The 23,607-nt window shown below is 43.4% G+C and carries 19 protein-coding genes; 1 reads left to right on the top strand and 18 read right to left on the bottom strand.

The window, feature by feature from the left end:
• Positions 1-36: 36 nt before the first annotated feature.
• The 18 genes from PGR14_RS07030 to PGR14_RS06945 all read right to left on the bottom strand — a co-directional run bounded on the left by PGR14_RS07030 (position 37) and on the right by PGR14_RS06945 (position 22,384).
• Positions 37-5,139, bottom strand: a complete 5,103-nt coding sequence (locus PGR14_RS07030; protein WP_055260812.1) for a penicillin-binding Tp47 domain C-containing protein — start codon at positions 5,137-5,139, stop codon at positions 37-39.
• A gap of 68 nt (positions 5,140-5,207) precedes the next feature.
• Positions 5,208-5,723, bottom strand: coding sequence for a Gx transporter family protein (locus PGR14_RS07025; protein WP_055156111.1), 516 nt, complete (start codon positions 5,721-5,723; stop codon positions 5,208-5,210).
• A gap of 14 nt (positions 5,724-5,737) precedes the next feature.
• Positions 5,738-6,136 carry a NusG domain II-containing protein gene (locus PGR14_RS07020; protein ID WP_055247684.1) on the bottom strand — a complete coding sequence of 133 codons (399 nt, stop codon included), beginning with the start codon at positions 6,134-6,136 and terminating at the stop codon, positions 5,738-5,740.
• Positions 6,137-6,139: 3 nt separating this feature from the next.
• A complete protein-coding gene (locus PGR14_RS07015) occupies positions 6,140-7,003 on the bottom strand; it encodes a 4Fe-4S binding protein (protein ID WP_055247738.1) in 864 nt (287 codons plus the stop codon).
• A gap of 10 nt (positions 7,004-7,013) precedes the next feature.
• The gene (locus tag PGR14_RS07010; RefSeq protein ID WP_055156073.1) at positions 7,014-7,448 is read right to left on the bottom strand and encodes an FMN-binding protein; all 435 of its coding nucleotides are present in this window, start codon (positions 7,446-7,448) and stop codon (positions 7,014-7,016) included.
• Positions 7,449-7,450: 2 nt separating this feature from the next.
• Positions 7,451-9,220, bottom strand: a complete 1,770-nt coding sequence (locus PGR14_RS07005; protein WP_055247681.1) for an FMN-binding protein — start codon at positions 9,218-9,220, stop codon at positions 7,451-7,453.
• A gap of 28 nt (positions 9,221-9,248) precedes the next feature.
• Positions 9,249-10,340: an FAD:protein FMN transferase gene (locus PGR14_RS07000; RefSeq protein ID WP_055247680.1), complete on the bottom strand. Its 1,092-nt coding sequence runs from the start codon at positions 10,338-10,340 to the stop codon at positions 9,249-9,251.
• Between the two features lie 177 nt (positions 10,341-10,517).
• The gene (locus PGR14_RS06995; protein ID WP_055247678.1) at positions 10,518-11,051 is read right to left on the bottom strand and encodes a GNAT family N-acetyltransferase; all 534 of its coding nucleotides are present in this window, start codon (positions 11,049-11,051) and stop codon (positions 10,518-10,520) included.
• Positions 11,052-12,203: a double-cubane-cluster-containing anaerobic reductase gene (locus PGR14_RS06990; RefSeq protein ID WP_022220794.1), complete on the bottom strand. Its 1,152-nt coding sequence runs from the start codon at positions 12,201-12,203 to the stop codon at positions 11,052-11,054.
• Between the two features lie 5 nt (positions 12,204-12,208).
• Positions 12,209-12,979, bottom strand: coding sequence for an acyl-CoA dehydratase activase (locus tag PGR14_RS06985; RefSeq protein ID WP_022220795.1), 771 nt, complete (start codon positions 12,977-12,979; stop codon positions 12,209-12,211).
• Between the two features lie 246 nt (positions 12,980-13,225).
• On the bottom strand, positions 13,226-13,972 hold the full coding sequence (gene truA, locus PGR14_RS06980; RefSeq protein WP_055247676.1) for a tRNA pseudouridine(38-40) synthase TruA: 747 nt from the start codon (positions 13,970-13,972) through the stop codon (positions 13,226-13,228).
• A gap of 11 nt (positions 13,973-13,983) precedes the next feature.
• Complete coding sequence (locus tag PGR14_RS06975; protein WP_055156067.1) at positions 13,984-14,808, bottom strand: energy-coupling factor transporter transmembrane component T family protein; 825 nt, start codon at positions 14,806-14,808, stop codon at positions 13,984-13,986.
• On the bottom strand, positions 14,805-15,668 hold the full coding sequence (locus tag PGR14_RS06970) for an energy-coupling factor transporter ATPase (protein WP_022220797.1): 864 nt from the start codon (positions 15,666-15,668) through the stop codon (positions 14,805-14,807). Before PGR14_RS06970 ends, PGR14_RS06975 begins: the two co-directional genes overlap by 4 nt.
• The gene (locus tag PGR14_RS06965) at positions 15,653-16,504 is read right to left on the bottom strand and encodes an energy-coupling factor transporter ATPase (protein WP_008373161.1); all 852 of its coding nucleotides are present in this window, start codon (positions 16,502-16,504) and stop codon (positions 15,653-15,655) included. The genes PGR14_RS06970 and PGR14_RS06965 overlap by 16 nt, the downstream gene beginning before the upstream one ends.
• Positions 16,505-16,644: 140 nt before the next feature.
• Entirely contained in the window at positions 16,645-17,334 is a 690-nt protein-coding gene (locus tag PGR14_RS06960) for a GTP pyrophosphokinase (RefSeq protein ID WP_022220798.1), read from the bottom strand.
• Positions 17,335-17,475: 141 nt separating this feature from the next.
• Positions 17,476-17,697, bottom strand: coding sequence for a DUF5058 family protein (locus tag PGR14_RS06955; RefSeq protein ID WP_055247674.1), 222 nt, complete (start codon positions 17,695-17,697; stop codon positions 17,476-17,478).
• 204 nt (positions 17,698-17,901) lie between these two features.
• The gene (locus tag PGR14_RS06950; protein WP_242856245.1) at positions 17,902-19,755 is read right to left on the bottom strand and encodes an ATP-dependent helicase; all 1,854 of its coding nucleotides are present in this window, start codon (positions 19,753-19,755) and stop codon (positions 17,902-17,904) included.
• Complete coding sequence (locus tag PGR14_RS06945) at positions 19,676-22,384, bottom strand: DEAD/DEAH box helicase (RefSeq protein ID WP_243002792.1); 2,709 nt, start codon at positions 22,382-22,384, stop codon at positions 19,676-19,678. The genes PGR14_RS06950 and PGR14_RS06945 overlap by 80 nt, the downstream gene beginning before the upstream one ends.
• Positions 22,385-22,660: 276 nt before the next feature.
• Between PGR14_RS06945 and PGR14_RS06940 the strand changes: the two genes are divergently transcribed.
• Positions 22,661-23,599 (top strand): phosphate ABC transporter substrate-binding protein, encoded by a 939-nt coding sequence (locus PGR14_RS06940; RefSeq protein WP_022220803.1) that lies wholly within the window; start codon positions 22,661-22,663, stop codon positions 23,597-23,599.
• Positions 23,600-23,607 lie beyond the last annotated feature (8 nt).

The following is a 23,607-nucleotide window of genomic DNA, read 5'->3' as shown; positions in this document are numbered from 1 at the left end:
TCAGCTTTCTGATTCTTATTCTAATTTGATTCTTTTTTACAAATTATCGTGTAGTCTTATTTTTTTTCTGCGTTTCCAGGCAAAGCCGCCCATACCTGCTCCGAGCGAAGAAACTGCAAGTCCAAGCCAGCCAAGTACACTTGCCGGATCTCCTGTTTTTACAGAATCGCTTCCGCTTGTCTTGGATCCATTGGTTGTACCATCTGTCTTCTTTACAGATGAGCTGCCTTTCTTTACAAGTGCTTTGATCGCTTTGTTCAGGCTATTTGTTGCATTATCTACTGCTTCCTGGCTTTCTTTCGCTTCCAGTGCTTTCCGGGCATCTGAAAGTGCGCTCTGCAGTGCTTTCCAGCTTTCTGCTGTGTAGTCTGCTTCTTTAAGCGCTTTTGCATCTGCAATTGCTTTTTCAAGAGAAGCAGTATTGATTGCAACCGGTTCTTCTTCAGCTTTAACCAGTGCATCTTTTGCTGCATTCAAAGCAGAAAGTGCCTGATTGACTGCTTCCTGACTTTCCTTTGCTTCCAATACAGTGCGTGCATTCTGAAGTGCTGCCTGGTATGCAGCCCAACTGTCTGCTGTGTAGTCTGCTTCTTTAAGGTTATCAGCTTCTGCAATTGCAGCTTCCAGTGCTGTTGTATCAACCTCTGCCGGTGCCGGAGTCTCTGCTATCTTGTAAGTAAATGTAAGAGGAGTTGTATAACCTGTTGAAGCTACTGTAATCTGGAATTCCGTTCCAGCTACCGCATCCTTAAACGGATCTGCATCTGTCTTGATCGTACCATCCTTATTGATAATAACTACGGAGCCTCTTCCACTTGCTGCATAATCTTTACCATTTACATTTACAGAAGTAATATTTCCAAGATAAGCTTTAAGCGCATCTATGTCAAATCCTTCTGCCTCTACAAGTTTCTTATTCTCTTCATCATATGCTGCAGGCATATCTTTTGTTGTCAATGTAAACGTTGTAACAACATCTGCATATTTCTTGTTCTTATCTTTAATTGTGAGGGTATATTTTCCAGGTTTTACAGAAGCTGCTGCTCTGCTCTCTGTCGCTGCTTTAAAAGTCAGTACATTACCTTCTACCGACACATCCAGTCCATCCACACTGTATTCCGGATCAAATTCATCTGGAAGCTGTACACTGATTGTAGTCTTGCCTGTTGTAATGTCTGCATCTGCAACTTCTGCTTTTGTAGTTTCTGATTTTACAGGAACATAGATATCTGCGATATCCATTGTATACACCCCATTTGTTGTATAATACTCAATGCTGTCAATGGTCTTGCCCATCATAGATTTGTAATGTTCAGATGATGTCGGGCAACCATGTACTTCACTTGTAAATCCGGTACTCCATGCGATTTCATTACCTCTCCAGATATTTTCCAGATGACGCATACCATAAGCGGTTCCGTCTGTTGTCTTTACTACAACTGCATTTACATTATCTGATTTGATTTCTTCTGGAAGTCCATCAAGATTAAGCTCATAATCTCCATAAGATGTTTCGGTTGAAAGTTCAGCTGTAACTCCTTCTACTTTCGTTGCTTCCTGACCTTTTACTTCACTGAACACAAGATTTCCATCTGCATCGACAGAAACTTCTTTATAGTTTTCCGGTGCTTCTGTAAGTGGATAGTATGCATAAGATGCATTTTCAAATAATGTGTCTTTTCCAGTCAGTGTTGTGGTAGTTGTCTGTCCTCTGTTTGTAACTGTAATTTCTACGGAATCACCGTCTTTCACTTCTTTGTATTTTGAAAGATCTACCGAAGGGTCTACTTTTACAGCATAAGTGATACCATCAATCTTGGATCCATCTGCATTTTCATGATATGATCCTCCCGCAAGTCCTTTGGTTCTGGTCTTGTTCTTTGTCGCAGAAGTAAATGCATCTACCGCAATATCATTACCTGTTGTTTCAGCTTTGTAGAATTCTGCGTATGGGATGTTCATGAGAACATATTGCACTGTCACAAGAGAGTCAATTGCATCTGTCAGATGTTTAACCTGTTCGTTTACTTCTGACTTCAATGGATTTTCTGACTTAAGGAGAACTTCTGATTCTTCCAGTTCATCCTGCATCTTTTTCCAGCTATCAGTAGTATACGCAAATCGATTCAAGGCTTTTGCTTCATCGATCTTTGCCTGCAATGCCGCTATTTCTTCTGCACTTGCTGTTTTTAATGTGGCAATATTCTCTGTTCCAACCTCAAAATTATAGCTGTAATCAGCATAACCAAGTCCATAGATAGTAATCTTCCAGTAACCGGTTCCATTCGTATTTTCCGGCAGCTGGCATCTTAAAGAATCAGTAAGTCCAAGCTGGATCCCCATTGATTTATGCATCCAGTTATCTGATGCAAATTTTGTTCCAAATACTCTTACCGGATTTGTATAAGTATCATCATTTCCATAGTACGTCCATTCAACAGCCTGCATCGCAGAACCAAGTCCGCCATAATTTCCATTAAAATCTACACGGATGAATTCTCCATAGCTTCCAACTTTATCTCCTGCTTTGACATCCGGAGTAACATCAGCAGTTGCAAGCTGTGTATCCTTTAATCCAGAATAAGATCCTGTTGTTCTTGCTGAAAATGCGAAAGAACCATCTTCCTGCTTTTCTGCTGTCTTAAGACCATTTGTATTCGCTGTTACATCTGCAATCGTTTTGTATGACTTGAGCTGGTTTTCACCGTATCCACCAATCAGTTCACCGCCATTTTCTACGACTGTATATTTTTCTTTCAATGAATTCAGATCTGCTGTTCTTATCTTAACCGGCACATATTTCAGCCCGGTTACTTCATAATCTTTCTGCGTAAATGAACTTCCATTTTTTGCTGTAAATACACCTTTTGCATAAGTATAAGTCGTACCATCTGTCATCACTGCCTGATCTTTACCTTCCCAATGTGACAAATAATGTTTTTTACCCTCAGTGTCTTCAATCACTGCAGTACACTGAAAACTTCCTCTGTGAAGTCCATGGTTTGTTGTAGCTCTTGTAACAGTGTCAAACGCACCTTTATCATATTCATCACGTGAATCCTTAACATCTGACGCTTCTATGCTTCCTGCATTATACACCCCTTCATTTGCCCAATACTCAGCCCAGCTCATTCCAACATAAACATAAGAATATTCACTGTCTTCTCCAGGCACTTTATAAGTAAATGTATACGGCTGATATCCATCTTCTGCAATTGTTACAGCAAATGCATCTCCTGCTTTTGCATCTTTGAATACATCTTGTTCAAGATCAAGTTTGCCATCTTCTTTAATCAGTTTTACTGCTTTCTTTCCAGATGCTGCATATTCTTTTCCATTGACTGTAACAGAAGTAATATTTTTTAAATACGTCTGAAATTCTTCTTCCTCAACATTATCATTCTTTACCACAGCCGGATTTTTATCATCCTCATTATATTTTACCGGCATTGTCTCTGTGTAAACATTAAAAATCGTTGAAATCGGTGCATAATTTCCATTCTTATCGCTAAGCGTAACTGTATATCTACCTTTTGCAAGTGCTTTCTTAAAATTAATTGTTCTTGTAGTTGTCTTGCCATCTGATTTGATCTCAACAGAATATGCATCTTCATCGATTCCATCAATTTTATATTCTTCTTCAAAATCATTTGGAAGTCCACTTACCGTTATAGCTGTTTTTTCTGATTTCACAGATACATCTGCTACTGATACTTCTCCGTCAAATTTCTTTGCAACTTGCTGATCCATCGGGATTTCATAAATACCCTGATCTGTGTAGTAAGTTACTTTATTGATCGTCTGTCCCATCATGGCAGCATAATCTTTGGAATCCAGTGTGTTCCCATGGGATTCTGTTACAAATCCAGTACTCCATGCAAGTTTTGTTTTCTTCCAGATATTTTCCACATGGCGAAGTCCATAACTGCTTCCTTCTTTTGTGCTGACCACTACACCATATACAGTATTCACATTTTTCAGATCCTCACTCGTAATATCTAACTGGTAATCACCATATCTTGATGACGTAGAAAATTCAGTTGTCGCATTTGTCAAAGTTGTCGGTTCTGTTCCTTTTACTTCGCTAAAGCTAAGACTTCCATCCGCATTTACAGTTGCCTCTTTATAGTATGACGGTGTATCACTTAATGTGTAATAAGAATAGCTTGCGCTTTCAAATAATGCATCTTGTCCTTTATATGTAACAGTATTTTCTTTTCCTTTAATATTTGTTGTAATCGTAACTTCACTTTCATCAGTAACCTGTGTATATTTTTCTAATACAGATCCATCACTGATCTTAACCGGAAATGTTACGCCGGTAATATCAGAACCATCGCTGTTCACATGATAAGAACCCGATGCCAGTGAAGCTCTGGTCTTCTGTTTTGTTGCTGATGAAACAGTATCCGCACCTGTCACTCCATCTGCTTTGTAGAAATCAGCATATGGAATGTTCATTAATACATAGACTTCTTTCTGTGCATCTGGTGTTTTCGGCACAAGTGCATCAATTGCTTTTGTTAACTCTGTTGTTGCTGTATCTACTGCTGTCTGGGATTCTTTTTTCTCAAGAGCATCTTTCGCTGCTGTCAGTGCGTCCTGCATTGATTTCCATGAATCAGCTCCATAATCATTTTCAGTTAAACTTTCTGCTTTTGTAATTGCAGTCTGTAAACCATCTGTCTTTACAGTATTTTCATCTTTCTTAGTTGCTTTTTCCAATGCATCATTTACTGCATTCACAATTGCATTCGATGAACATGTCGCTCCAGATACTGCGTTGATTTCATCTGTTCCGTTAGCATCTACAATCTGCTTTACAACACCTATATAATCGTCATATCCGTCAGTCGCATCCCCAATATAACTCTTATTTTTTCTGTCACCATCACCCAGAACATTATCAATTGACTTTATCTTTCCATCTTCTACAGTCACTGATAAAGATAAATTATATTTTGTAAACTCTCCATCTCCATCCGGTGTACACTCTGCAGTCCCTGTATATGTTCCATCCTGAACCTTCGCTACAACCTCACTGTTTGCCGCAAACACCGTCGACGGACAAAGTCCAGCTACCATTGACATCGCCACAGCCATCGTCATAGCTTTTGTCTTAATTGTTCCCTTTCCCATAATTACCTCCTTGTTGTTGATAAAATTTATTATTAAGTTAGTTTCTGCTAACCCATAATTAAAAAAAATTAACCTATCTGCGCCTCTCTCTCCGATTCTCTTTTTACGATCGGAAGCAACTTTTTACTTATCATTCCCATCACAAATCCGGTCACTGTACCAGCGATCAGAAGTGCCGGAAGATAATAAATCAGTTTCAGATTCTCTATCACAACTGATGCCACAATGATCTGACCGATATTGTGTGACACGCCTCCGGCGATACTGACTCCGGCTACGGAAAATCCTTTCAGCCTCTTCATCAGCGCCATGACCAGAAAGCTTAAGATTCCTCCTGCCAGGCTGTAAACGATCGACATTCCATTTCCAAATAAAAAGCCGGTCAGCAGGATTCGCATAACTACCACCAGAAATACTTCCGGAAATTCCAGAAAGTACATCCCAGTCACTGTCACCAGATTGGCAACTCCGAGCTTCATTCCCGGTATCCCGAAATTGATCGGTATTAAGCTTTCCACATAACTGAATATCATCGCCAGCGCAACCAGCATTGCCATATTGGCAAGTTTTTTGTTTTTATTCATCTGTTTTTCCTTTATCATTTTGCGATCGTATCCGGAGCTACATCTTCCGGATCTGAAGTTCCAAAGCTCTGGTCATTCTCATTTTCCAGAACCTCTACTACGAGCTTATGTGGCAGACAGACGATCGTCTGTGTATGCCCGCTGATCTTTCCCTGCTCTTCACAGTATCCATCCGGGCAGTTTGCCTCTTCCATATACGCCTTTCCGTCTTCGATCCGGATCCGGTTATAAAAATCGCCATCCTTTACTTCGATGGTCTGATCCTTCGACAAGGAATACGTTCCATAGATTTTCCCATCCAGCGTAACCCGGATCTGATTTCCTTCTTCCCCTCTCGTCAGCTGCATCACAAGCAGCATCGCAAGCGCAATCACAATAATTCCTGCTCCAAGTATCAGATCTTTCTTCTTCATCTTCTATACACCCAGCCAGAGCAGAAGAATCAGTAAGATTACTGCCCGCAAAATCGTAAACCAGAATTCATTTCCACGAAGTCCTTTTACTCCGGTATGAATATTTCCTTTCGGACAGGTATCGATACATTTCTGACACTGGAAACAGTCCCCTTCTACCTTCGGAGATCCATCTTCCGGAAGTCCGATGTTAGAAGGACATTTCTTTGTACATGCCTTGCATCCTTTGATGCAGTTTTCCCGTTCTCTGTGAAGTGCGAAAAACGGAAGGACCGGAAGCAGGGAAAACACAGCTCCCATCGGACAGAAATTTCTGCAGAAAAACCGTTCTTCAAAACACATTCCCACAAGGATCAGAACCATAAGAACGAGTCCCACCAGATATCCGCCAAGCTTAAAGTTGCCTGCATGGAGCATGGAAAATACATCCCACGGGCTGGTTCCTTTTCCCTTTCCATAGATGCCTGCAAAGCACAAGATTGAAATCAGTGCCAGTACAATATATTTCAGATAACAGAGCTTTTCTGTCCATGCATCCGCAATCTGAAGAGGTTTCTTTTTCCTCTTTTTACAGATCCACCCATAGAGTGCATGCACACCATCTCCCAGTGTACCGAACGCACAAGCGAATCCGCAAAAGAATCTTCCGAACAGAATGGTGTAAATGCAGATCACAACCAGTACTGTCACGAAAGAGGTCACGGCAACCTTTTCGCCTGCACCGATCTGTGTAAAGATGTATTTCACTCCGGCAAATGCCGCTGTATACACAGATGGGATAAACAGAAAATAAAGTACCTGGATCAATGCTCTCAGCCATATATGTAATTTTTTTATATCTTTCGCCGTTAAATTATGAATATCCATCTTTTTCACGTTACTTTACCGCCTTTTCCAGAGCCTGTTCCGATGCATTTTTGATTCCGGTCGAGCTGAATGTCGCACCACTGATCGTATCTATATCTGCGCTCTGTGCATCGATGATCTTTGGAATCATATCCTTTGCCATGGAAAGGTATGCTCCGTCTTCTTTCTCTGCCGATATCACATTGATCTCTGCAATCTTGCTTTTCTCAATCTTCACTTCTACCTGGATCGTTCCGCCAAATCCATCAGCTTCCCCGGTATAGGTTCCGTCCTTGTAGTTTGTGGAACCTCCATTTTCACTGTCTGATTGTCCGTTTCCGGCAACCTGTGCGGAAAGCCGGGCGATCTCATCTTCTTTCGCACGCACATCCAGCACTGAATTGTATCCCAGCAGAACTCCCACGATCGCGAGCATACTTACCAGTCTTACCCAGAATTCTCTCATTGTTATTCAGCCTCCATATCTGTCGGTCTTTCTGCTGCTTCCAGTACTTTTTTGCATCCTTCCAGGATTGCATTGGAAGAGCAGGTTGCACGGGAAACAGTATCAATATCCTCCGGCATTCCTTTATCTATGATTTGGGATACCACACCCTTTATATTTGAAGTACCATTTGCAGCTTTCGTGATATATCTGTCATTACCGCTGTCCCCATCACCCGTGATATCCGTGATTGCCATAATCTTGTCGTCGCGGATTGTCACCGTCATCGTCAGATTATATTCTTCAAAATCTTCGTCATCATCCGGCTTACAAGGAACGGTCACCTCATAGATTCCACTGATATACTTTGTATTTTCCTCATCTTTTCCGTCTTTTGATTCCAGCTGAGCAATTGCTGTTTTCAGCTTTTCCACCGCTTTATCAACCGCAGTCTGTTTCGTTTCCTCAAGTGCATCTTTTGCGTCCGCAAGTCTGGTCTGCAGAACTGTCCAGCTCGTTTCTGTGTATGTATCCTCTTCCAGCTTCTCAGCTTTCTCGATTAGTTCTTTTAATTCTGTCAAATCCGGCTTCTCATCAATGGATTCTCCATTTGTCACTTTCTCTGCCTGTTTCAGTGCATTCTTGATCGCATTTAACAGTCCTTTGGAACTGTAGGTTGCTCCTGACACAGTATCTACATCGTCTGTCTTCTGTGTCCTTATCACCTTTTTCACAACATCCATTGCACGATTAAAGAATGCTTCATCATCTGAGCTTTCTGTGATCAGGATTGCTTTGATCGTCTTTTCCTGGATCACGACTGCAACGGATACATCTCCGCTGTAACCCTCTGCTGTTCCGTAATAGATCCCTTCCTTGTACGGAACAGTTCCGGTTACAGTAGAACTATCGTCATCTGACGAACTATTGTTATTACTGTTGCTATTGTTATTTTGCGTGCTGTCCGATGTACCATTTACCGCCGCCTGACCCAGTGCATCCCGGACTGCCTGGATAATTCCGACAGAGCTGTAGGTTGCCCCTGACACCGTATCCACATTAGTACTCTGTGTCGTAATAATAGAATCGATCAGAGAAGCTGCTTTGGAAATATAATCGCTTCCGTCACTGTTCTCCACAATCTGGATGGATGCGATCTTCCCTCCGCTGATTTCTACCATAACCTTCAGCGGACCGCCAAATCCGGTTCCCGAACCGTAATAAGTTCCGTCCTTATACGCTGCCGCATCTTCTACCTGTGCCACACTAGTTGAGCTTCCTGCCGCCGCCCCTGTCTGACCGGACTGCGCCTGTCCTGTCTCACTGGTATCCTTTTCCCCGGTCAGCGCATTTTTTACCGCGCTGATGATTCCTCTGGAACTGAACGTTGCTCCCGATACGGTATCCACATCCAGCGTCTGTCCTTCGATGATCTTGTCGATCACCGCTTTCGCACGCGTGAAAAACGCCGCATCATCGGAACAGCTCAGAATATCAATCGAAACGATCTGCTTGTCCTTGATCAGTACCGATACGGTGATGTCTCCTGCATACCCTGTTCCGGTTCCCTTATACACACCATCCTCCAAGTCAAATGTTCCTTTGGCTACTGTCTTTTTTTCTTCTTTCTTCTCTTTTGTTTCTTCTTTTTTTACCGGTGTTTCTTCCTGTGTCGCTGCATAGACCGGAGCCTCATATCCACTTAAAGAGCCTGCCACGCACGCCGTAACCAGTGCAACTGAAAGAACGGGTGCAAACGGTTTTAATTTTTTACCGGTTTCTTTGATGTCCATCTCTCATTATCCTCTCATTTCACGCAAATTATTTCGTAATAACCTTCATGTCAAGATCCGTTGTAAAGCTGTCTTTCAGACCTTCTGTCACATAAATCGTCCCATCATCTGTCGCAAAGATCGCCTCAAACTCATTACTGTGCGCCTTCCAGAACTCTGCCGCTTTTTCTTCTCCCATGATAAAAAGGGAGGTGGAAAGCCCATCTGCAAGGGTTCCGTCCGAGCTTACGATCGTGACAGATACCAGTCCGTTCTCTGCCGGATATCCGGTCTTTGGATCAATAATGTGATGATAGGTCACACCATCCTGTTCAAAATAACGTTCATATCCTCCAGATGTGATCACCGCTTTATCCTGAATGGATAAAACTCCCAGATAATCCTCTGTGTCGTCCGGACTCTGTACCGCAACCCGCCAGTTGCTTCCGTCTGTCTTGGTTCCGAGTGCCTGTACATTTCCACCCAGATTTACCAGACCACTTGTAATCCCGTTTTCTTTGAAAATATCCATAATCCGCGAAGAAGTATAGCCTTTTGCAATTCCTCCAAGGTCGATTTTCATCTGGTCATCTTCAAAAGAGATTTCTCTCGTATCCTTATCGTATGAGATCTTCGCTGCATCCACATGCTTCAGAAGCCCTGTCAGTTCGTCAGCTGATGGGACACGGAAATCCTGTATCGGAAATCCCCACGCCTCCATAACCGGATAAATTGCGATATCAAATGCCCCATCCGTTTCCTTATTCAGTTCCAGTGCGCGCTTCACAAGATATCCGCCATCTTCTGAAAGTGTTGCACTTTTCTGTTCATTCAGTTTTACAATCTCACTGTCTGCATTTCCCGTTGATAAAAGTGTATCTAATCTTTCAATCTCTGCTTCAGCGGCATCCACCGCATCCTGTGCTTTTTCTCCATATGCTGTCACTGTCATATAGGTATCCATTGCAAAAATGTCTTTTGATGCCTCATTATCCTGAGAGATTCGTTCTGTACTTTCCTTCGAACTGGCTGTTCCTTCACTATTTTTACTCTTTGTTGTATTCTGACCATCTTGACCGCATCCACCCGCGAATACAGATGCGCACAGACAGACCACAATGATTTTATTTTTGAATTTCATTCTGTTTCCTCTTGTTTGCATTTTCTAACTTAGAATAGTTTATATTACCCGAAGTTAGTATGTCAACATTGAAGTTGTTAGTTAAGAAACTTTCTCATTTTACAATTCATACTTGTATTCAAAAAGAGCTTATGGAAAATGTGCCATTACATTTTCCATAAGCTCTTTCGTTTCTTTCTAAGATTCTAATGTTTTACTCATAACATATCTTCGTTTCCCGCCATACTTCTTTGTCTCGAGAACTGCCTTCATTCCAAGCTTTTCCATATTGCGAAAACTGTATATATTATCCGGATGAACTGTTGCCATCAGATACCTCATCTGCTTATTTTTTACGATTGCTTCTGACTGACAGAAAAGCTCATATTGCAGTCCGTATCCCTGATACTCCGGTACTACAACAGCAATCTCCAGATGCGCAACCCGCTTCATTTCTTCCCTGGAAATCTTCAGATATTCTCCCAGGTTGTCCTCTGCCAGTCCGGGAATACGGACAATCATGATTGCTGCAGTCTGTCCATTTTTCTTTGCCAAAAGGGTAAATCCTTCCTCACGGATATGCTTTGCAAGAAATTCTTCATCCTCTGCCTCAAACCATTCTTTCACGGGAACAATTTCTCCGGCAAGCTTTACTATACGACAAATTTCAGGAAGATCCTCCTCATTCGCCCTGCGGAACTGAAACGCATTTCTCTTCATCATACTCTCCATTTACAGCATCTCAACAAACGCAGCAAGTCTGGTGTTCAGCTGTCCGATGTCTGCCTGAGAGTAATCGGTTTCCACACTGATATACGGAATTCCCTTTTCACCTGTCACAAACTTGCGGATGGTATTAGTCTCCACATTGTAGGTATGACAGGCCTGAAGGATCATATCTACCACACCGTCTACCTGATATTCGTCGATCAGTCTTCCAAGAAGCTCCAGACGATTCGGGTTCGGCGTCATAACAGAACATCCAATGCTGAGGTATCTTCTTGCGATTGCATCGTAGATATCTTCTGCGTCCTCGTCTACCAGCTTGTCAATGGATTTTGCACCGCTGCAATTTTCAAAAGTTACAACAATACCACCGTTGTCTTCTACGGCACGGATTACTTTTTCAGTTGCTCCTCCGATTGGGCATCCTGTGATCAGGATACGTGGTTTCTTCTCTTCTCTCTTGCCCTCTGCATATTCTTTTTCAATCTTCGCAGTAAGAGCATCCACTTCACCCGGGATCAGGGAACGGTCAAATTTGAAGGTGCTTCCGTACAGAACTTTGAACAGATCCTGTCCTTTGATCGGAGCCGGATCATATTTCATTACTTCATAAAGTTTCTTTAAGGATCGACGTGCCTGATTCTCTGTCTTTACAGCTTCACGGATCTGCTCTTCCGTGATCGTCACGCCAAATTTCTGTTCCAGATATTCCTTGAAACGGATGATCTCGCCTTTCCAGAGTTGAAGTCCCGGTTCTCTCTGGCTATTCGGAAGTTCCATGATAAATACATCTTTGAATTCTGACATATATTCATACATCTTCTTCTTACCATCACAGGTTGTTTCCCCAACTACTACATCTGAGAAATAGAAGAACGGACATTTGTCTGTCTTTGCAAATCCATAGCTTGATTTGATCAGCGGACAGAGGTTCTTCGGAAGATCTTTCTCTGCTTCCGGAATTGTCTCATCAGAAGTTGAGCAAAGGCTTACGCATCCTGCCCCCATCGCCATTGCAATCTCTTTCGGGAAGTATGTACAGTACGATCCAACAACCGGAACCCCTTTCTCTTTTAACTCCTTGACAGCCAGAAACGATTTCTGTCTCTGCTCTGCGAATTCCTCAAATACCTCTGGTAAATCTTTAATCAGTTCCATTTTCATTATCTCCTTTTATCCTTTTTTTCTCTGGCAAGAAGTGCTGCCCCGTATGCCCCCGCAAAACGGCCAAACTCTTCTGATTCCACTTTCTGATCCAGCTTGTCTGACAGGATTCCTGTGAAATAAATGCTGTGACTGAGTCCTCCGGTCAGGATCACTCTGTCTCCAAGTTCCTTTTTCTGCGCAAGCTGCACTACTTTATTGGCAACAGAATCTACAACTCCGGCCGCAATATCTTCACGCTTTTTTCCTTCTCCGATATAGTTAATCACCTCAGATTCGGCAAATACCGTACAAAGTGAGCTGATCGGAATAACTTCTCCTGCTGCCGCCATATCAAATAATTCATTGATCGTAACACCCAGGCGGTTCGCCATGATCTCCAGAAACTTTCCTGTTCCCGCCGAACATTTATCATTCATCTGGAAATCGGATACCATTCCATTCTGTACAATGATCACCTTCGTATCCTGTCCTCCCACATCAATGATCGAACAGTCCCCCCCTGCAAGTTCACGACCACCTCTGGCATGGCAGGTAATCTCTGTAATTACATGATCTGCAAAATCAACTGCGATTCTTCCATATCCTGTAGCAACTACCTTTGTATCATCTGAGGTAACATCTACCCCCATCTCAAGCAGCTTATTCTTGATCTTTTCGCAAGTCTCTTTGCTGCTCCATCCTGTCGGCAGTACGAAATGTTCTTTCTTATCTCCTTCAACAACAACCTTGGATGCTGTTGATCCGATATCAATTCCTACATAATTCATATTTCTTCCCTTTTCTCTCTTTAATGACATCCTGTTTCTATGCTGTTTTTCCAAAATGCCTCTGGTTATTAGGATAACATTTTCATAATATTTCTTCAATAAAACTGCCTGTTTTACTTATTGTTTATCCGGATAGACCGACTTCTCTATAGAGTTTTTCTATTGTAAAATTTCTCCGATATGTAGTACCTTCTATTCGGAATTTCCTGTAAAAAAATGAGCCTGCCTAAAAAGCAGACTCATGCACTATTCTTCATTCTGATAGCTGATTTCCATCAGGCAGAGTCCCTGCGGCGGTGCCGTGACCGCTTCCCTGGTTCTTTCTCCGCCTTCCAAAAGTTCCTTTACCTTTTCCGGTTCGTAAAATCCTCTTCCGACACGCACCAGTACCCCGGCTATGATGCGCACCATGTTATACAAAAATCCATTTCCCGTAATCCGGATCGTAATATGCTCTCCGCTTTGCAGAATCTGCAAATCTGTGATTGTCCGCACCGTTGTCTTTGCATTAGTACGGATACAGCAAAATGGTGCAAAATCGTGTTCTCCTTCCAGATAAGCCGCTCCGCGTCTCATCTGCCCCACGTCCAGGTCAAAACTTACAAAGTAATTATAAAGCCTCTCTGTCGGAATCGGCACTTTCGTATTGATGATATGATATTCATAGGTTTTCAGAGTATCCTGATAACGTGGATGCCAGTTAAGATCCACCTCATCTGATTTTACAACTACAATATCTTTCGGAAGACGCTGATTCAGGGCATAAGAAAAACGTTCTGCCGGTATCCTGCTTTCCGTGTCAAACACAGCAATATTTCCTCTTGCATGAACCCCGGAATCCGTCCGGCTCGCCCCTATCACCTGAATCTCTTCTCCGGTGAGCTTACAGATTGCCTTATTCAGCACTTCCTCGATCGTAATTCCATTTGGCTGGATCTGCCAGCCACAATAATTTGTTCCATCATAAGCCACTGTTAATCTGATTCTTCTCATCTTATGACTCCTTAAAAGATCCACAGCTTGAATGGAACATATCTTCCAACAACAAATGCGATCACAACATACAGGATCGTAATCAGGTATGCCATGTGGTCAGCACTCTTATAAATCAGAGGTTTCATCTTGGTTCTGCCATTGCCACCGCGATAACATCTTGCTTCCATTGCCATTGCAAGATCATTGGCACGGCGGAATGCGGATACAAAGAGCGGAACCAGGATCGGAATCATTGCCTTTGCCTTCTGGATCAGATTTCCACTTTCCATATCCGCACCTCTGGCAATCTGTGCCTTCATGATCTTATCCGTTTCCTCCAGAAGGATCGGAATAAAACGAAGTGCGATCGACATCATCATCGAAATCTCATGTACCGGTACATGGAGCTTATTCAATGGGTGAAGAAGCTTCTCCAGACCATCTGTCAGTGAATTCGGTGTAGTTGTCAGTGTCATAAGTGAGGATCCCATAATCAGATAGATCAGCCGGATCGCCATATAAACCGCTGTGCTTAAGCCGTACTCCGTGATCTTGATAAAGCCCACATGGACCAGTGTCTTTCCGCCCGGTGTCAGAAATAAGTTGAAACATACTGTGATCAGAAGCAGAATGATAATTGGCTTCAGTCCTCTGACAATGAATTTAAACGGTACCTTCGCCAGCTTAATGCATCCAAACAGGAACACAGTCGCAAGTACATATCCCAAAATACTTTTAAATGTAAAAAGAGAAATCAGATACAGCAGTGTGCATACAATCTTCACACGCGGATCCAGCTTATGGATACGGCTGTCAGCCGGATAATATTGTCCAATCGTTATGTCTCGAATCATTTGGCTGCCCTCTCCTTCTTCAGTGCTTTCATAATGCCATCCGCTGCTTCTTCTATCGTGGTTGCATCTGTCGGAACATCCATTCCCTTTTCCTTCAGCGCATGCATGATGTACGTTACCTGTGGTGCTGCAAGTCCCACACTCTCCAGTTCTTTGTAGTGTGCAAACACTTTCTTTGGCACATCATTAAACATGACGCTGCCTTTATTCATCACAATAATACGATCCACATATTTTGCAATATCTTCCATACTGTGGGAAACTAAAATGACAGTCATGTCTGCTTTTTCGTGCAGATAGGCAATCTGATCCAAGATCTCATCTCTTCCCTTCGGATCCAGTCCTGCAGTCGGTTCATCCAGAACCAGTACCTTCGGACGCATTGCCAGTACACCTGCGATCGCTGCACGTCTTTTCTGCCCGCCTGACAGATCAAACGGGGAATGATCGAAATATTTTTCTTTGAGACCAACAAGCTGCAACGCCTCTCTTGCCCGCTTTTCACATTCTTCCGGTGAAAGTCCCTGATTCTTCGGTCCAAAACAGACATCCTGAAGTACATTGACCTCAAAAAGCTGATGCTCCGGATACTGAAAGACCAGCCCGACCTGATTTCGCAGCTCACGTAAGTTATAGTTTTCTCCGTAAATATTCTCTCCGTTGTAATAAAGTGCTCCGCTTGTCGCCTTGATCAGTCCGTTCAGGTGCTGGATCAGTGTCGATTTACCGGAGCCGGTGTGACCAATGATCCCGACAAATTCACCGTGTGGGATTTCCAGGGATACATCCTTCAGCGCATGCTTTTCATATGCAGTTCCTTCACTGTATACATAATTGATATGTTCTAATTTAATCGACATAATATCTCCACCAATTCTTCCTTCTTCAAAACTCCCGCCGGAATATCAAGTCCTCTTTTTCTCAGTTCATCAGCAAGGATCGTCACCTGCGGCACATCCAGTCTGTAGTGCTTTAAAGTATCCACCTGTGAAAAGATTTCTCTCGGTGTTCCCTGCATTACCACATGACCGTGATCCATTACGAATACGTGGTCTGCATCTACAACCTCTTCCATATAATGGGTGATCAGAATCACTGTAATGTGTTCTCTTTTTCTCAGCTCCATCACACTTCGAAGTACTTCTTTTCTTCCATTCGGATCCAGCATCGCAGTTGGCTCATCCAGTACAATACACTTTGGACGCATTGCCATGACACCGGCGATTGCAACCCTCTGCTTTTGCCCCCCGGACAATTTATTCGGTGAATGGTGACGGTATTCAATCATCCCAACCGCTTTCAGGCTATCTTCCACTCTCTGCCAGATCTCCTCTGTCGGCACGCCCAGGTTCTCCGGACCAAATCCCACGTCTTCCTCAACGACCGTTCCTATGATCTGATTATCCGGATTCTGGAATACCATTCCGGCGCTCTGACGTACATCCCACAGATGTTCATCTTCCTTCGTGTCCATTCCGTCTACCCACATGGTTCCGTCAGACGGAACCAGCAGGGCATTCATATGCTTTGCAAGTGTAGACTTCCCAGAGCCATTATGCCCCAGGATCGCAATAAACTGTCCCGGCTCGATATCCAGCGATACCTCATCAATAGCGCGGCTTTTCCCTATAATATTACCTTCTTCGTCACGCTTTGCATATTCAAATACAAGTTTATCTGTCTTGATCATTTTCATGGTATTTCCTCATATCCATTCTGTAATTTATCTGTCCATACTGTACTAGATTATAACCTAACTGGAATGCCTATGCAATTGATTTCCTGATTGTATCAAAAAAAGAATGCGCCTTCGCACATTCTTTCCCTGTGTTTCTACTACATTTTTTCAATCTTATCCCTGAGTTTCAGCATTTTTGCATCCAGCTCAGAAATTTCATCTGCATAGGTTTTTAATTCCTTTGCAACCTCTTCATTCTCTGTCTTCTTATAAAATATCTGGTACTCGAGCACAGACCAGTAATCCATTGCCACCGTACGGAGTTGGATCTCCACCTTTTCCTTCAGTGGTCCTTTGGATGAATAAATTGGGACCTCCACGATCATGTGAAGACTCTTGTATCCGTTCTTTTTGGGATTCTTAATATAATCTTTCTCACGGATGATCTGTACATCTCCCTGCGCTTTCAGACGGTCTGCGACCTCGTACACTTCATCTTCAAATGGACAGACCACGCGGATTCCGATCAAATCCTTCAGTTCTGCTCTTGCCGTGTCAAAATCCGGCTCCAGGCCTTTCCGGATCAGTTTTGTATAAATACTCTCTGCCGTCTTCACTCTGCTGCTGATCTGGTTGATCACAACATGGCGTTTCTTGCGCGAAAGATCTGCATTTATCATATTCAGCTTTGCTGTAAGAAGATCGATTGCAGCTCTGCATCTGAGCTGATACTTCTGATCCTGAAGCGAACGGTCTATCTCTGCAATCTCTTTTGCAGCCTCTGTCCGGATCAGCTTTTCAGGGCATTTATTTTTCTGCTTTATCTTTGCCTTCTGTTTCTTTGGCATAGGCATCTCCCTTTTTGTCTTTTTTTTCACACAATATATATTGTATCATCTTTTGCCCTGAAAATCATCAATTCTTGTTCAAGGAAACGTTAAATTTTTTCTTCCAGATTCAAAAAGCGCAGTAAAAGCTCGATATTTTTTTCATCTTTCAGGAGTACACTGTAAGATTACAATAGATGGTCCAATGGAAGTGATCGCGCTGCTCTTGATTGCGTTCTTCATCTGCTTTTCTGTAAGTCCGATCTTCTTTCCTGCCGAATAAGATTTTTTTGCAAAGATCAGGGCCTGTGCGATAACGAGTATTACCGGGATTCCACAGGCGATCCACATCGGTATACTGTTGGCGATTTTCATAGCATCCATATTGCTACCTCCTTAGAAATAAATAAAATATTCATAAAATTTATTGAAATTATAATAAAATTATCGCGATAATTCTATGAATAAATATTCACTTTTCTTTTAAAAGGCATATAGAGGTGAAAAAAAATTCACTCCCATATGCCCTTTCATGAAAAAATATTTTATTGATAAATTCTTTCAGCAAACAATTTGTATTGCCATTTTCTATAAGCCTTTCAAAACTTCCACTTCGCCAAATGCTTTCAGAAATTGTTTTTTTCCATATCCCGGAAATTCCAGTTCGATCATCATCTCGTCCTCAGAAATAATCTCCCCTTCCCCGTACTTCGGATGTCTGCCTTTTCGCTCTGGCTTCCGTGTTTCTTTCTGTTCTTCTTCCTCCTGCTTTTTCTCCCTGATCAGCTCCCGCGTATCTTTCCGCAGTTTCTGCAGATTCGCTTTCCGCGACTCACTTCCCGGCTTTTCTTCCCAGTCAAGCAGCTCCTCCGGCAGCATCCGCAGATAATTGCTTGGTGTCTCATATGTCCCCGGGATCGTCGGATTTGTATAATAGGAAAGTTCCAGATTCTTCCTTGCACGGGTCAGTCCTACGAAGAACAGACGGCGCTCCTCTTCTTCCTGTTCTATGCTTTTGCAGCGAAGCGGGATCAGTCCTTGATTCATTCCGATGATGAATACATAGTCAAATTCCAGACCTTTTGAGGCGTGCAGTGTCATAAGATGAACTGCGTCTTCTTCCTCCGTCTGTCGTTCTGTATCTGCCGCTTTTTCCATCGTGTGTTCGCCCGAAACCGCATTCAGCTTCCCTTCTGCAACATACTCCCGGATCATATGAGGTCTTTCCGGAACCGGATCCTCATCCTCTTTCTGTTTTGCCGGAAGAACATAAGGAAGTTCTGCTCTTTCAAATACTTTTTCCAGAATCTCTGCCTGCTTCTGCACCCGGTAGAAAACCGCAATCTCCCGGTAAGGAAGTCCCTTCTCATGAAGCTCACGGATCCGCTCTGTCAGATACTCTGCCTCGATAAATGGATCATAATGATTCCTTACCAGAATCTTCTCCCCTCTTTCGCCACTTCCCTCAATCTTTCCTCCAAACTGAAGAAACCGGTTCGCCGCTTCCAGGATCACTTCATCGGACCGGTAGTTAACCGGCAGAGTCAGTTCTTTTGCGCCAAATCTGTGCTTGATCAGGAAGAACATATTCGGTCCAGTTCCTCTCCAGCTGTAGATCACCTGATTCGGATCCCCCACCGCAAAAAAGTGGGTCTGTGTGCCTTTTAACGCCTCCAGAAATTTCAGCTGTTTTTCGTCACTGTCCTGTACCTCATCGACAATGATCCACTTAAGATCCAGCACCTCTTCCTGCTCTTTTGCCACCTGCGTTCCTTCTTCCAGAAGATCTGCAAAGGACATTTTATTCTGCTGTCTTTTTGCCTTCTCAAGAAGCGGAAAGATCTGAAACAGATCATCTTTGTATTTTCCCTGTGTTCTTCCTTTCCGATATGCCGCGTAATCCTCTTCCATCCGCTTTTTCAGACGGTTCTGGTATTTGATCTTATAACCGCCTTCTTTTGCAATGGCAAGCACCATTTCCATTTCATCTTCCGGTGTGATAACGGTAAATTTCCGGTTCCATTCTTCCAATTTTGTTCCGTCTTCTGCCTTTTCCGGAAGAAATCTTCGCAGAATCCTTAAGGCAACACTGTGAAAGGTTCCAAATCCCCACAGTTCTTCTTCCGTAAGCTCTGCTTCTTTTCTGGATAGACGTTCTGCGATCTCATCTGCCGCCTTGTTGGTAAAGGTAAGCACTGCCATTTTCTCATACGAAACCTGCTTTTTCTCATGCAGATGCCGCACTTTCTCGATCAGCACTGTTGTCTTTCCGCTCCCTACATTTGCATTTACCAGACATGCCAGGCTTTCATCCAGCACCGCCTCCTGCTGGTAAGGATTTAAAGTTTTTATTTCTTCTATATTATTCATTTCCAAGCTGTTCATCATATCGCCTTTGCAAACGGTCTCTCTTCTTCTGTCGTTCTTTTTTCTCCTGCTCATCCATTTTCGCTTCATACCGTACCCGGATCTGCATATCCGCCGGACAGATCACATGATACCGCAAGGTATTGGTCAGACTTTGTAGGTTATCCGGCTCCATCAGCCATTTTGCATAAAATTCATTTTCCATCGTCAGGATCAGCTTGTGTCCTTCTGTACTGACTTTTTTAATGGTCTTCAGGAACTGCCCGCCTGCCTCGCCATTTTTGACCACGGCATAACAGACCTTCTCCCACTCATCCGGCAGATTGAAGAAAGAAAATTCTTTCCGGATCACAGGCTGTGGCTCTTTGATATTTTTCTTCAGATAAACCGGCGGTTCGCTCTCTTCCAGAAGATTATCAAGTCCCCACAGAACCGTCTTCTTATCCAGATTGTAGTCACCTACGCATGCCGGACAGCCATCCTCACACGGACAGCCGCTGACCATTTTAATCGCACTTTCCAGAATTTCCGGAATCAGATCATAGATCTTCTCCGAATAACCAAGTCCGCCCTCATATTTGTCATAAATGAAGAGGGACACCTTTTCCTCCCGGAACTCATCCGGAATGGTCGCATTGTTGGACATGGTCACATCGATATCATCCCGTTCCGTCATCGTCACCATCATTACCGCATTCTTGATCGCATACTGCATTCCGTCAAAATGATTGTTCAGCACCAGCTCTCCCATCCGATTTGGCAAAAGAAGACTCCGGTAGACTCTGACAACATTCTCCGGCATCGTAAGCCAGGTGCTTTCCGTGCCATAATCCTTCTGAAGCGGCTGTGTCAGCGTCACATAGCCCAGATTCTGATGGTTATGGAACTGCAGTTTCTTGTACATAGCAATGATTTCGTTTACATTGATATCTCCAAAACGGATTTCCGTCCTCTGATACGCGTCCTCCTGAAATACATGCAGGATACGCGTCTCTTCCTGTCCTGCCGGTACCGTATAATAATCCCCTGTAAACGGAATGGCGTAAGCTGTCCGGCTGACCAGATCCATCTTCGTGATCTCATAGGATGCACCATCATGCATATATACAGCACCCGGATGGATCTCATGGTATGCCTGGGATTCGTCCATCTCCGTGATCTCATGTCCGTCCTCCTGCGCGAGCAGCTTGAACCTGGTCTTGTCCATATTACGCAGGCTGTAATCCCCTGCCGGAAATGCAGGTCCCGCCCAGGCAAATCTTCCGGCAAGGCTTTTTACTTCTCCGGCGCTTAAAAGCACCGGGATCATTTCTCCAAGATCCGGAAAAAGCGCAATATCATCCAGTGAAAGTGGCATCTCAGCAGCCGCTGCGCGCAGATGTGCAAGCTCGATCAGAAGATTGTCCGGATCCACGATCGCATTTTCACTTTCTCTTGAGAACAGCCATTCCGGATCGATGGCAATGTACTGGTCAAACGGTTCATTTTCCAGGATCAGATAATTGACACAGGCACTGCCGCTTCGTCCGGCACGTCCACTCTGTTGCCAGAAGGACGCCCTTGTCCCCGGATAACCAACGATCACAGTTGCATCCAGCTTTCCGATGTCGATTCCAAGCTCCAGTGCATTCGTCGATACCAGCCCGGTCAGTTCTCCCTCCGTCATCTTCCGCTCAATCTCTTTTCGCTCCAGCGGGGTATAACCGCCACGGTATCCTGCGATCAGATCTGCCGGATTCTTGCCGCCCACCCGCGCCATTCCAAGAAATCCGGCAGCATCTAATTTATCCTTTGCTTCTTTTAGAATAACTTCTACATTTCTTCTGGATCGTCCAAAGGTGATAAAATGATGATCCTCTTCCACCAGCTCCGGTATCAGTCCGGCTGCCACGGTTGACGCCGCAATCCTTCCGTATACTTTGTCATTATTCCCCTTGATCTCCGGCGGCTGGATAATACAGTATTCCTTCTCCGGTGCCGGCGATCCATCCCGATCAATCAGCGTAAATCCGCTTCCACAGATCTTTTCGGCAAGCTCTACCGGATTGGCGATCGTCGCGGAACTGCACAGAAAATGCGGATTCGAATGGTAATACCGGCAAATCCGGTGCATTCTCCGGAAAATATTTGCCAGATGTGCTCCGAAAGCACCGCGGTAAGAATGAAGCTCATCGATCACTACATATCGTAAATTTGCAAAAATCGCGTCAAACCCGTAATTGCTGTGATTCGGAAGGAATGCCGAGTTCAGCATCTCCGGATTGGTCAGGATAATATTTGCACTCTTGCGGATCCTTGTCCGCTCGGCAGGTTTGGTATCTCCATCGTACACGCCTGCTGAAACTCTTCCCTCTCCGAAAAATTTCAAAATCGACTGCATCGCGCGGTACTGGTCACTTGCCAGTGCCTTGGTCGGGTAAATAAAAATCGCACGTGTCAGCGGGTCTTCCAGAATTTCCTGCAATACCGGGAGCAGAAAGGCAAGCGTCTTTCCACTTGCCGTCGAAGTCGTAATAACCACATTTTCTCCGGCTCTGACCTTCTCAAACATCTCAACCTGATGTGCATAGAGTCTGGAAATATGGTTGCTTTCCAGATATCCCCGGATTTCTTCCCGGAACTCCTCCGGGTAGTCCCGGTACAACGGCTCCCTTTTCTTCATTTTTCTTGTATAAATGATCAGCTTTTTAATTTCTTCCGTCATGAATTCCTCCATAATTTAAAAAATGTGCACCTATGGCACGCAATACCTTTTATTTCACAGGAAGTTCCCGTAGAATAAAAACCAAACACATATTCGTATGTACAGTATAGCATGGCTTTCCCATTCCTTCCATAGATATTTAGTGTATAGATATATTCTATATCATTCATGTAAATTATCTATAAAAAATGTTGTCCATGCAACATACATTTTATTAAAAGAATGTTAAATTTATATTTTGGATATGTAAATTTTATTCAGGGAGGAATACATACAATGAAAAAGAGATTTTTATCAATCGCTCTTACACTTGCTATGGTATCATCTATGGCAGTAGGATGCGGAAGCAGCAAGTCAGATTCTGCTGACAGCAAAAAAGAAGAGGGTGCAAAGACAGAAGCTTCTGCCGATACAGAAAGTAACCAGATCTTATTTAACGGATCTTCTACTTTAGCACCGGTTATCACTTCTATGGCTACTACTTTCTTTGATACTTATGGAACATGGGATGCATATGATTCATCTCTTCCAAAAGAAGATATCGCAATCTACGTTTCAGCAGGCGGATCCGGACAGGGAACCAAAGCCGTTATCGATGGAACTGCAACATTTGGTATGGTTGCAAGAAGCGTAAAGGATGAAGAAAAAGAAGCAATCAAAGATGAAAAAGAATACCAGGTTGGTATCGATGCTCTGACGATCGCAGTAAACCCGGCTAATCCGGTAAATGATGTTCTTGATAACCTTACAACGGAACAGATCGTAGGACTTTTCTCCGGCGAATATGCTACATGGAAAGATCTTGACTCATCTCTTCCTGACGAAGAAGTTGTTGTTATTACACGTGATATCAACGGTGGAGCTCACGAAGTATTCCAGAAGAATATCATGGGTGACACAGAAGTAAAAGCGGATGCGATCCAGGCTTCTTCTATGGGTGAACTTGTTCAGGATATCATTGATAACCAATACGCAATCGGATATGCTTCATTTGGTGTTGCTAACCAGAATGAAGGAAAAGTAACTCCACTGAAAGTAAACGGTGTTGCTGCAACAAAAGAAAACATTCTTGATGGATCTTACATCATCCAGAGACCACTTCTTCTTGTAGGTTCTGGTGATCCGACAGATGTACAGCAGGCTTTCCTTGATTACGTTCTTGGTGATGAAGGACAGAAAACTGTAGAAGATATGGGATTCATTCCTATGAAATAATCTTCCGA

It is taken from the genome of Coprococcus sp. AF99-45 (assembly GCF_027663865.1).
GTDB classification, from domain to species: domain Bacteria; phylum Bacillota; class Clostridia; order Lachnospirales; family Lachnospiraceae; genus Allocoprococcus; species Allocoprococcus comes.
The sequence above is the reverse complement of the archived record's forward strand: the minus strand, read 5'-3'. Positions and strand labels throughout refer to the sequence as shown.

Excerpts from the sequence above, each read along its gene's own strand:
- PGR14_RS07005 (WP_055247681.1), bottom strand. The coding sequence starts at position 9,220 with ATGGACATCAAAGAAACCGGTAAAAAATTAAAACCGTTTGCACCCGTT.
- PGR14_RS07000 (WP_055247680.1), bottom strand. The coding sequence starts at position 10,340 with ATGAAATTCAAAAATAAAATCATTGTGGTCTGTCTGTGCGCATCTGTA.
- PGR14_RS07015 (WP_055247738.1), bottom strand. The coding sequence starts at position 7,003 with ATGGATATTCATAATTTAACGGCGAAAGATATAAAAAAATTACATATA.
- PGR14_RS06965 (WP_008373161.1), bottom strand. The coding sequence starts at position 16,504 with ATGAAAATGATCAAGACAGATAAACTTGTATTTGAATATGCAAAGCGT.
- PGR14_RS06960 (WP_022220798.1), bottom strand. The coding sequence starts at position 17,334 with ATGCCAAAGAAACAGAAGGCAAAGATAAAGCAGAAAAATAAATGCCCT.
- PGR14_RS07010 (WP_055156073.1), bottom strand. The coding sequence starts at position 7,448 with ATGAGAGAATTCTGGGTAAGACTGGTAAGTATGCTCGCGATCGTGGGA.
- PGR14_RS06990 (WP_022220794.1), bottom strand. The coding sequence starts at position 12,203 with ATGGAACTGATTAAAGATTTACCAGAGGTATTTGAGGAATTCGCAGAG.
- PGR14_RS07020 (WP_055247684.1), bottom strand. The coding sequence starts at position 6,136 with ATGAAGAAGAAAGATCTGATACTTGGAGCAGGAATTATTGTGATTGCG.
- PGR14_RS06975 (WP_055156067.1), bottom strand. The coding sequence starts at position 14,808 with ATGATTCGAGACATAACGATTGGACAATATTATCCGGCTGACAGCCGT.
- PGR14_RS07030 (WP_055260812.1), bottom strand. The coding sequence starts at position 5,139 with ATGGGAAAGGGAACAATTAAGACAAAAGCTATGACGATGGCTGTGGCG.
- PGR14_RS06955 (WP_055247674.1), bottom strand. The coding sequence starts at position 17,697 with ATGGATGCTATGAAAATCGCCAACAGTATACCGATGTGGATCGCCTGT.
- PGR14_RS07025 (WP_055156111.1), bottom strand. The coding sequence starts at position 5,723 with ATGAATAAAAACAAAAAACTTGCCAATATGGCAATGCTGGTTGCGCTG.
- PGR14_RS06945 (WP_243002792.1), bottom strand. The coding sequence starts at position 22,384 with ATGACGGAAGAAATTAAAAAGCTGATCATTTATACAAGAAAAATGAAG.
- PGR14_RS06970 (WP_022220797.1), bottom strand. The coding sequence starts at position 15,668 with ATGTCGATTAAATTAGAACATATCAATTATGTATACAGTGAAGGAACT.
- PGR14_RS06950 (WP_242856245.1), bottom strand. The coding sequence starts at position 19,755 with ATGAGCAGGAGAAAAAAGAACGACAGAAGAAGAGAGACCGTTTGCAAA.
- truA (WP_055247676.1), bottom strand. The coding sequence starts at position 13,972 with ATGAGAAGAATCAGATTAACAGTGGCTTATGATGGAACAAATTATTGT.
- PGR14_RS06985 (WP_022220795.1), bottom strand. The coding sequence starts at position 12,979 with ATGAATTATGTAGGAATTGATATCGGATCAACAGCATCCAAGGTTGTT.
- PGR14_RS06940 (WP_022220803.1), top strand. The coding sequence starts at position 22,661 with ATGAAAAAGAGATTTTTATCAATCGCTCTTACACTTGCTATGGTATCA.
- PGR14_RS06995 (WP_055247678.1), bottom strand. The coding sequence starts at position 11,051 with ATGGAGAGTATGATGAAGAGAAATGCGTTTCAGTTCCGCAGGGCGAAT.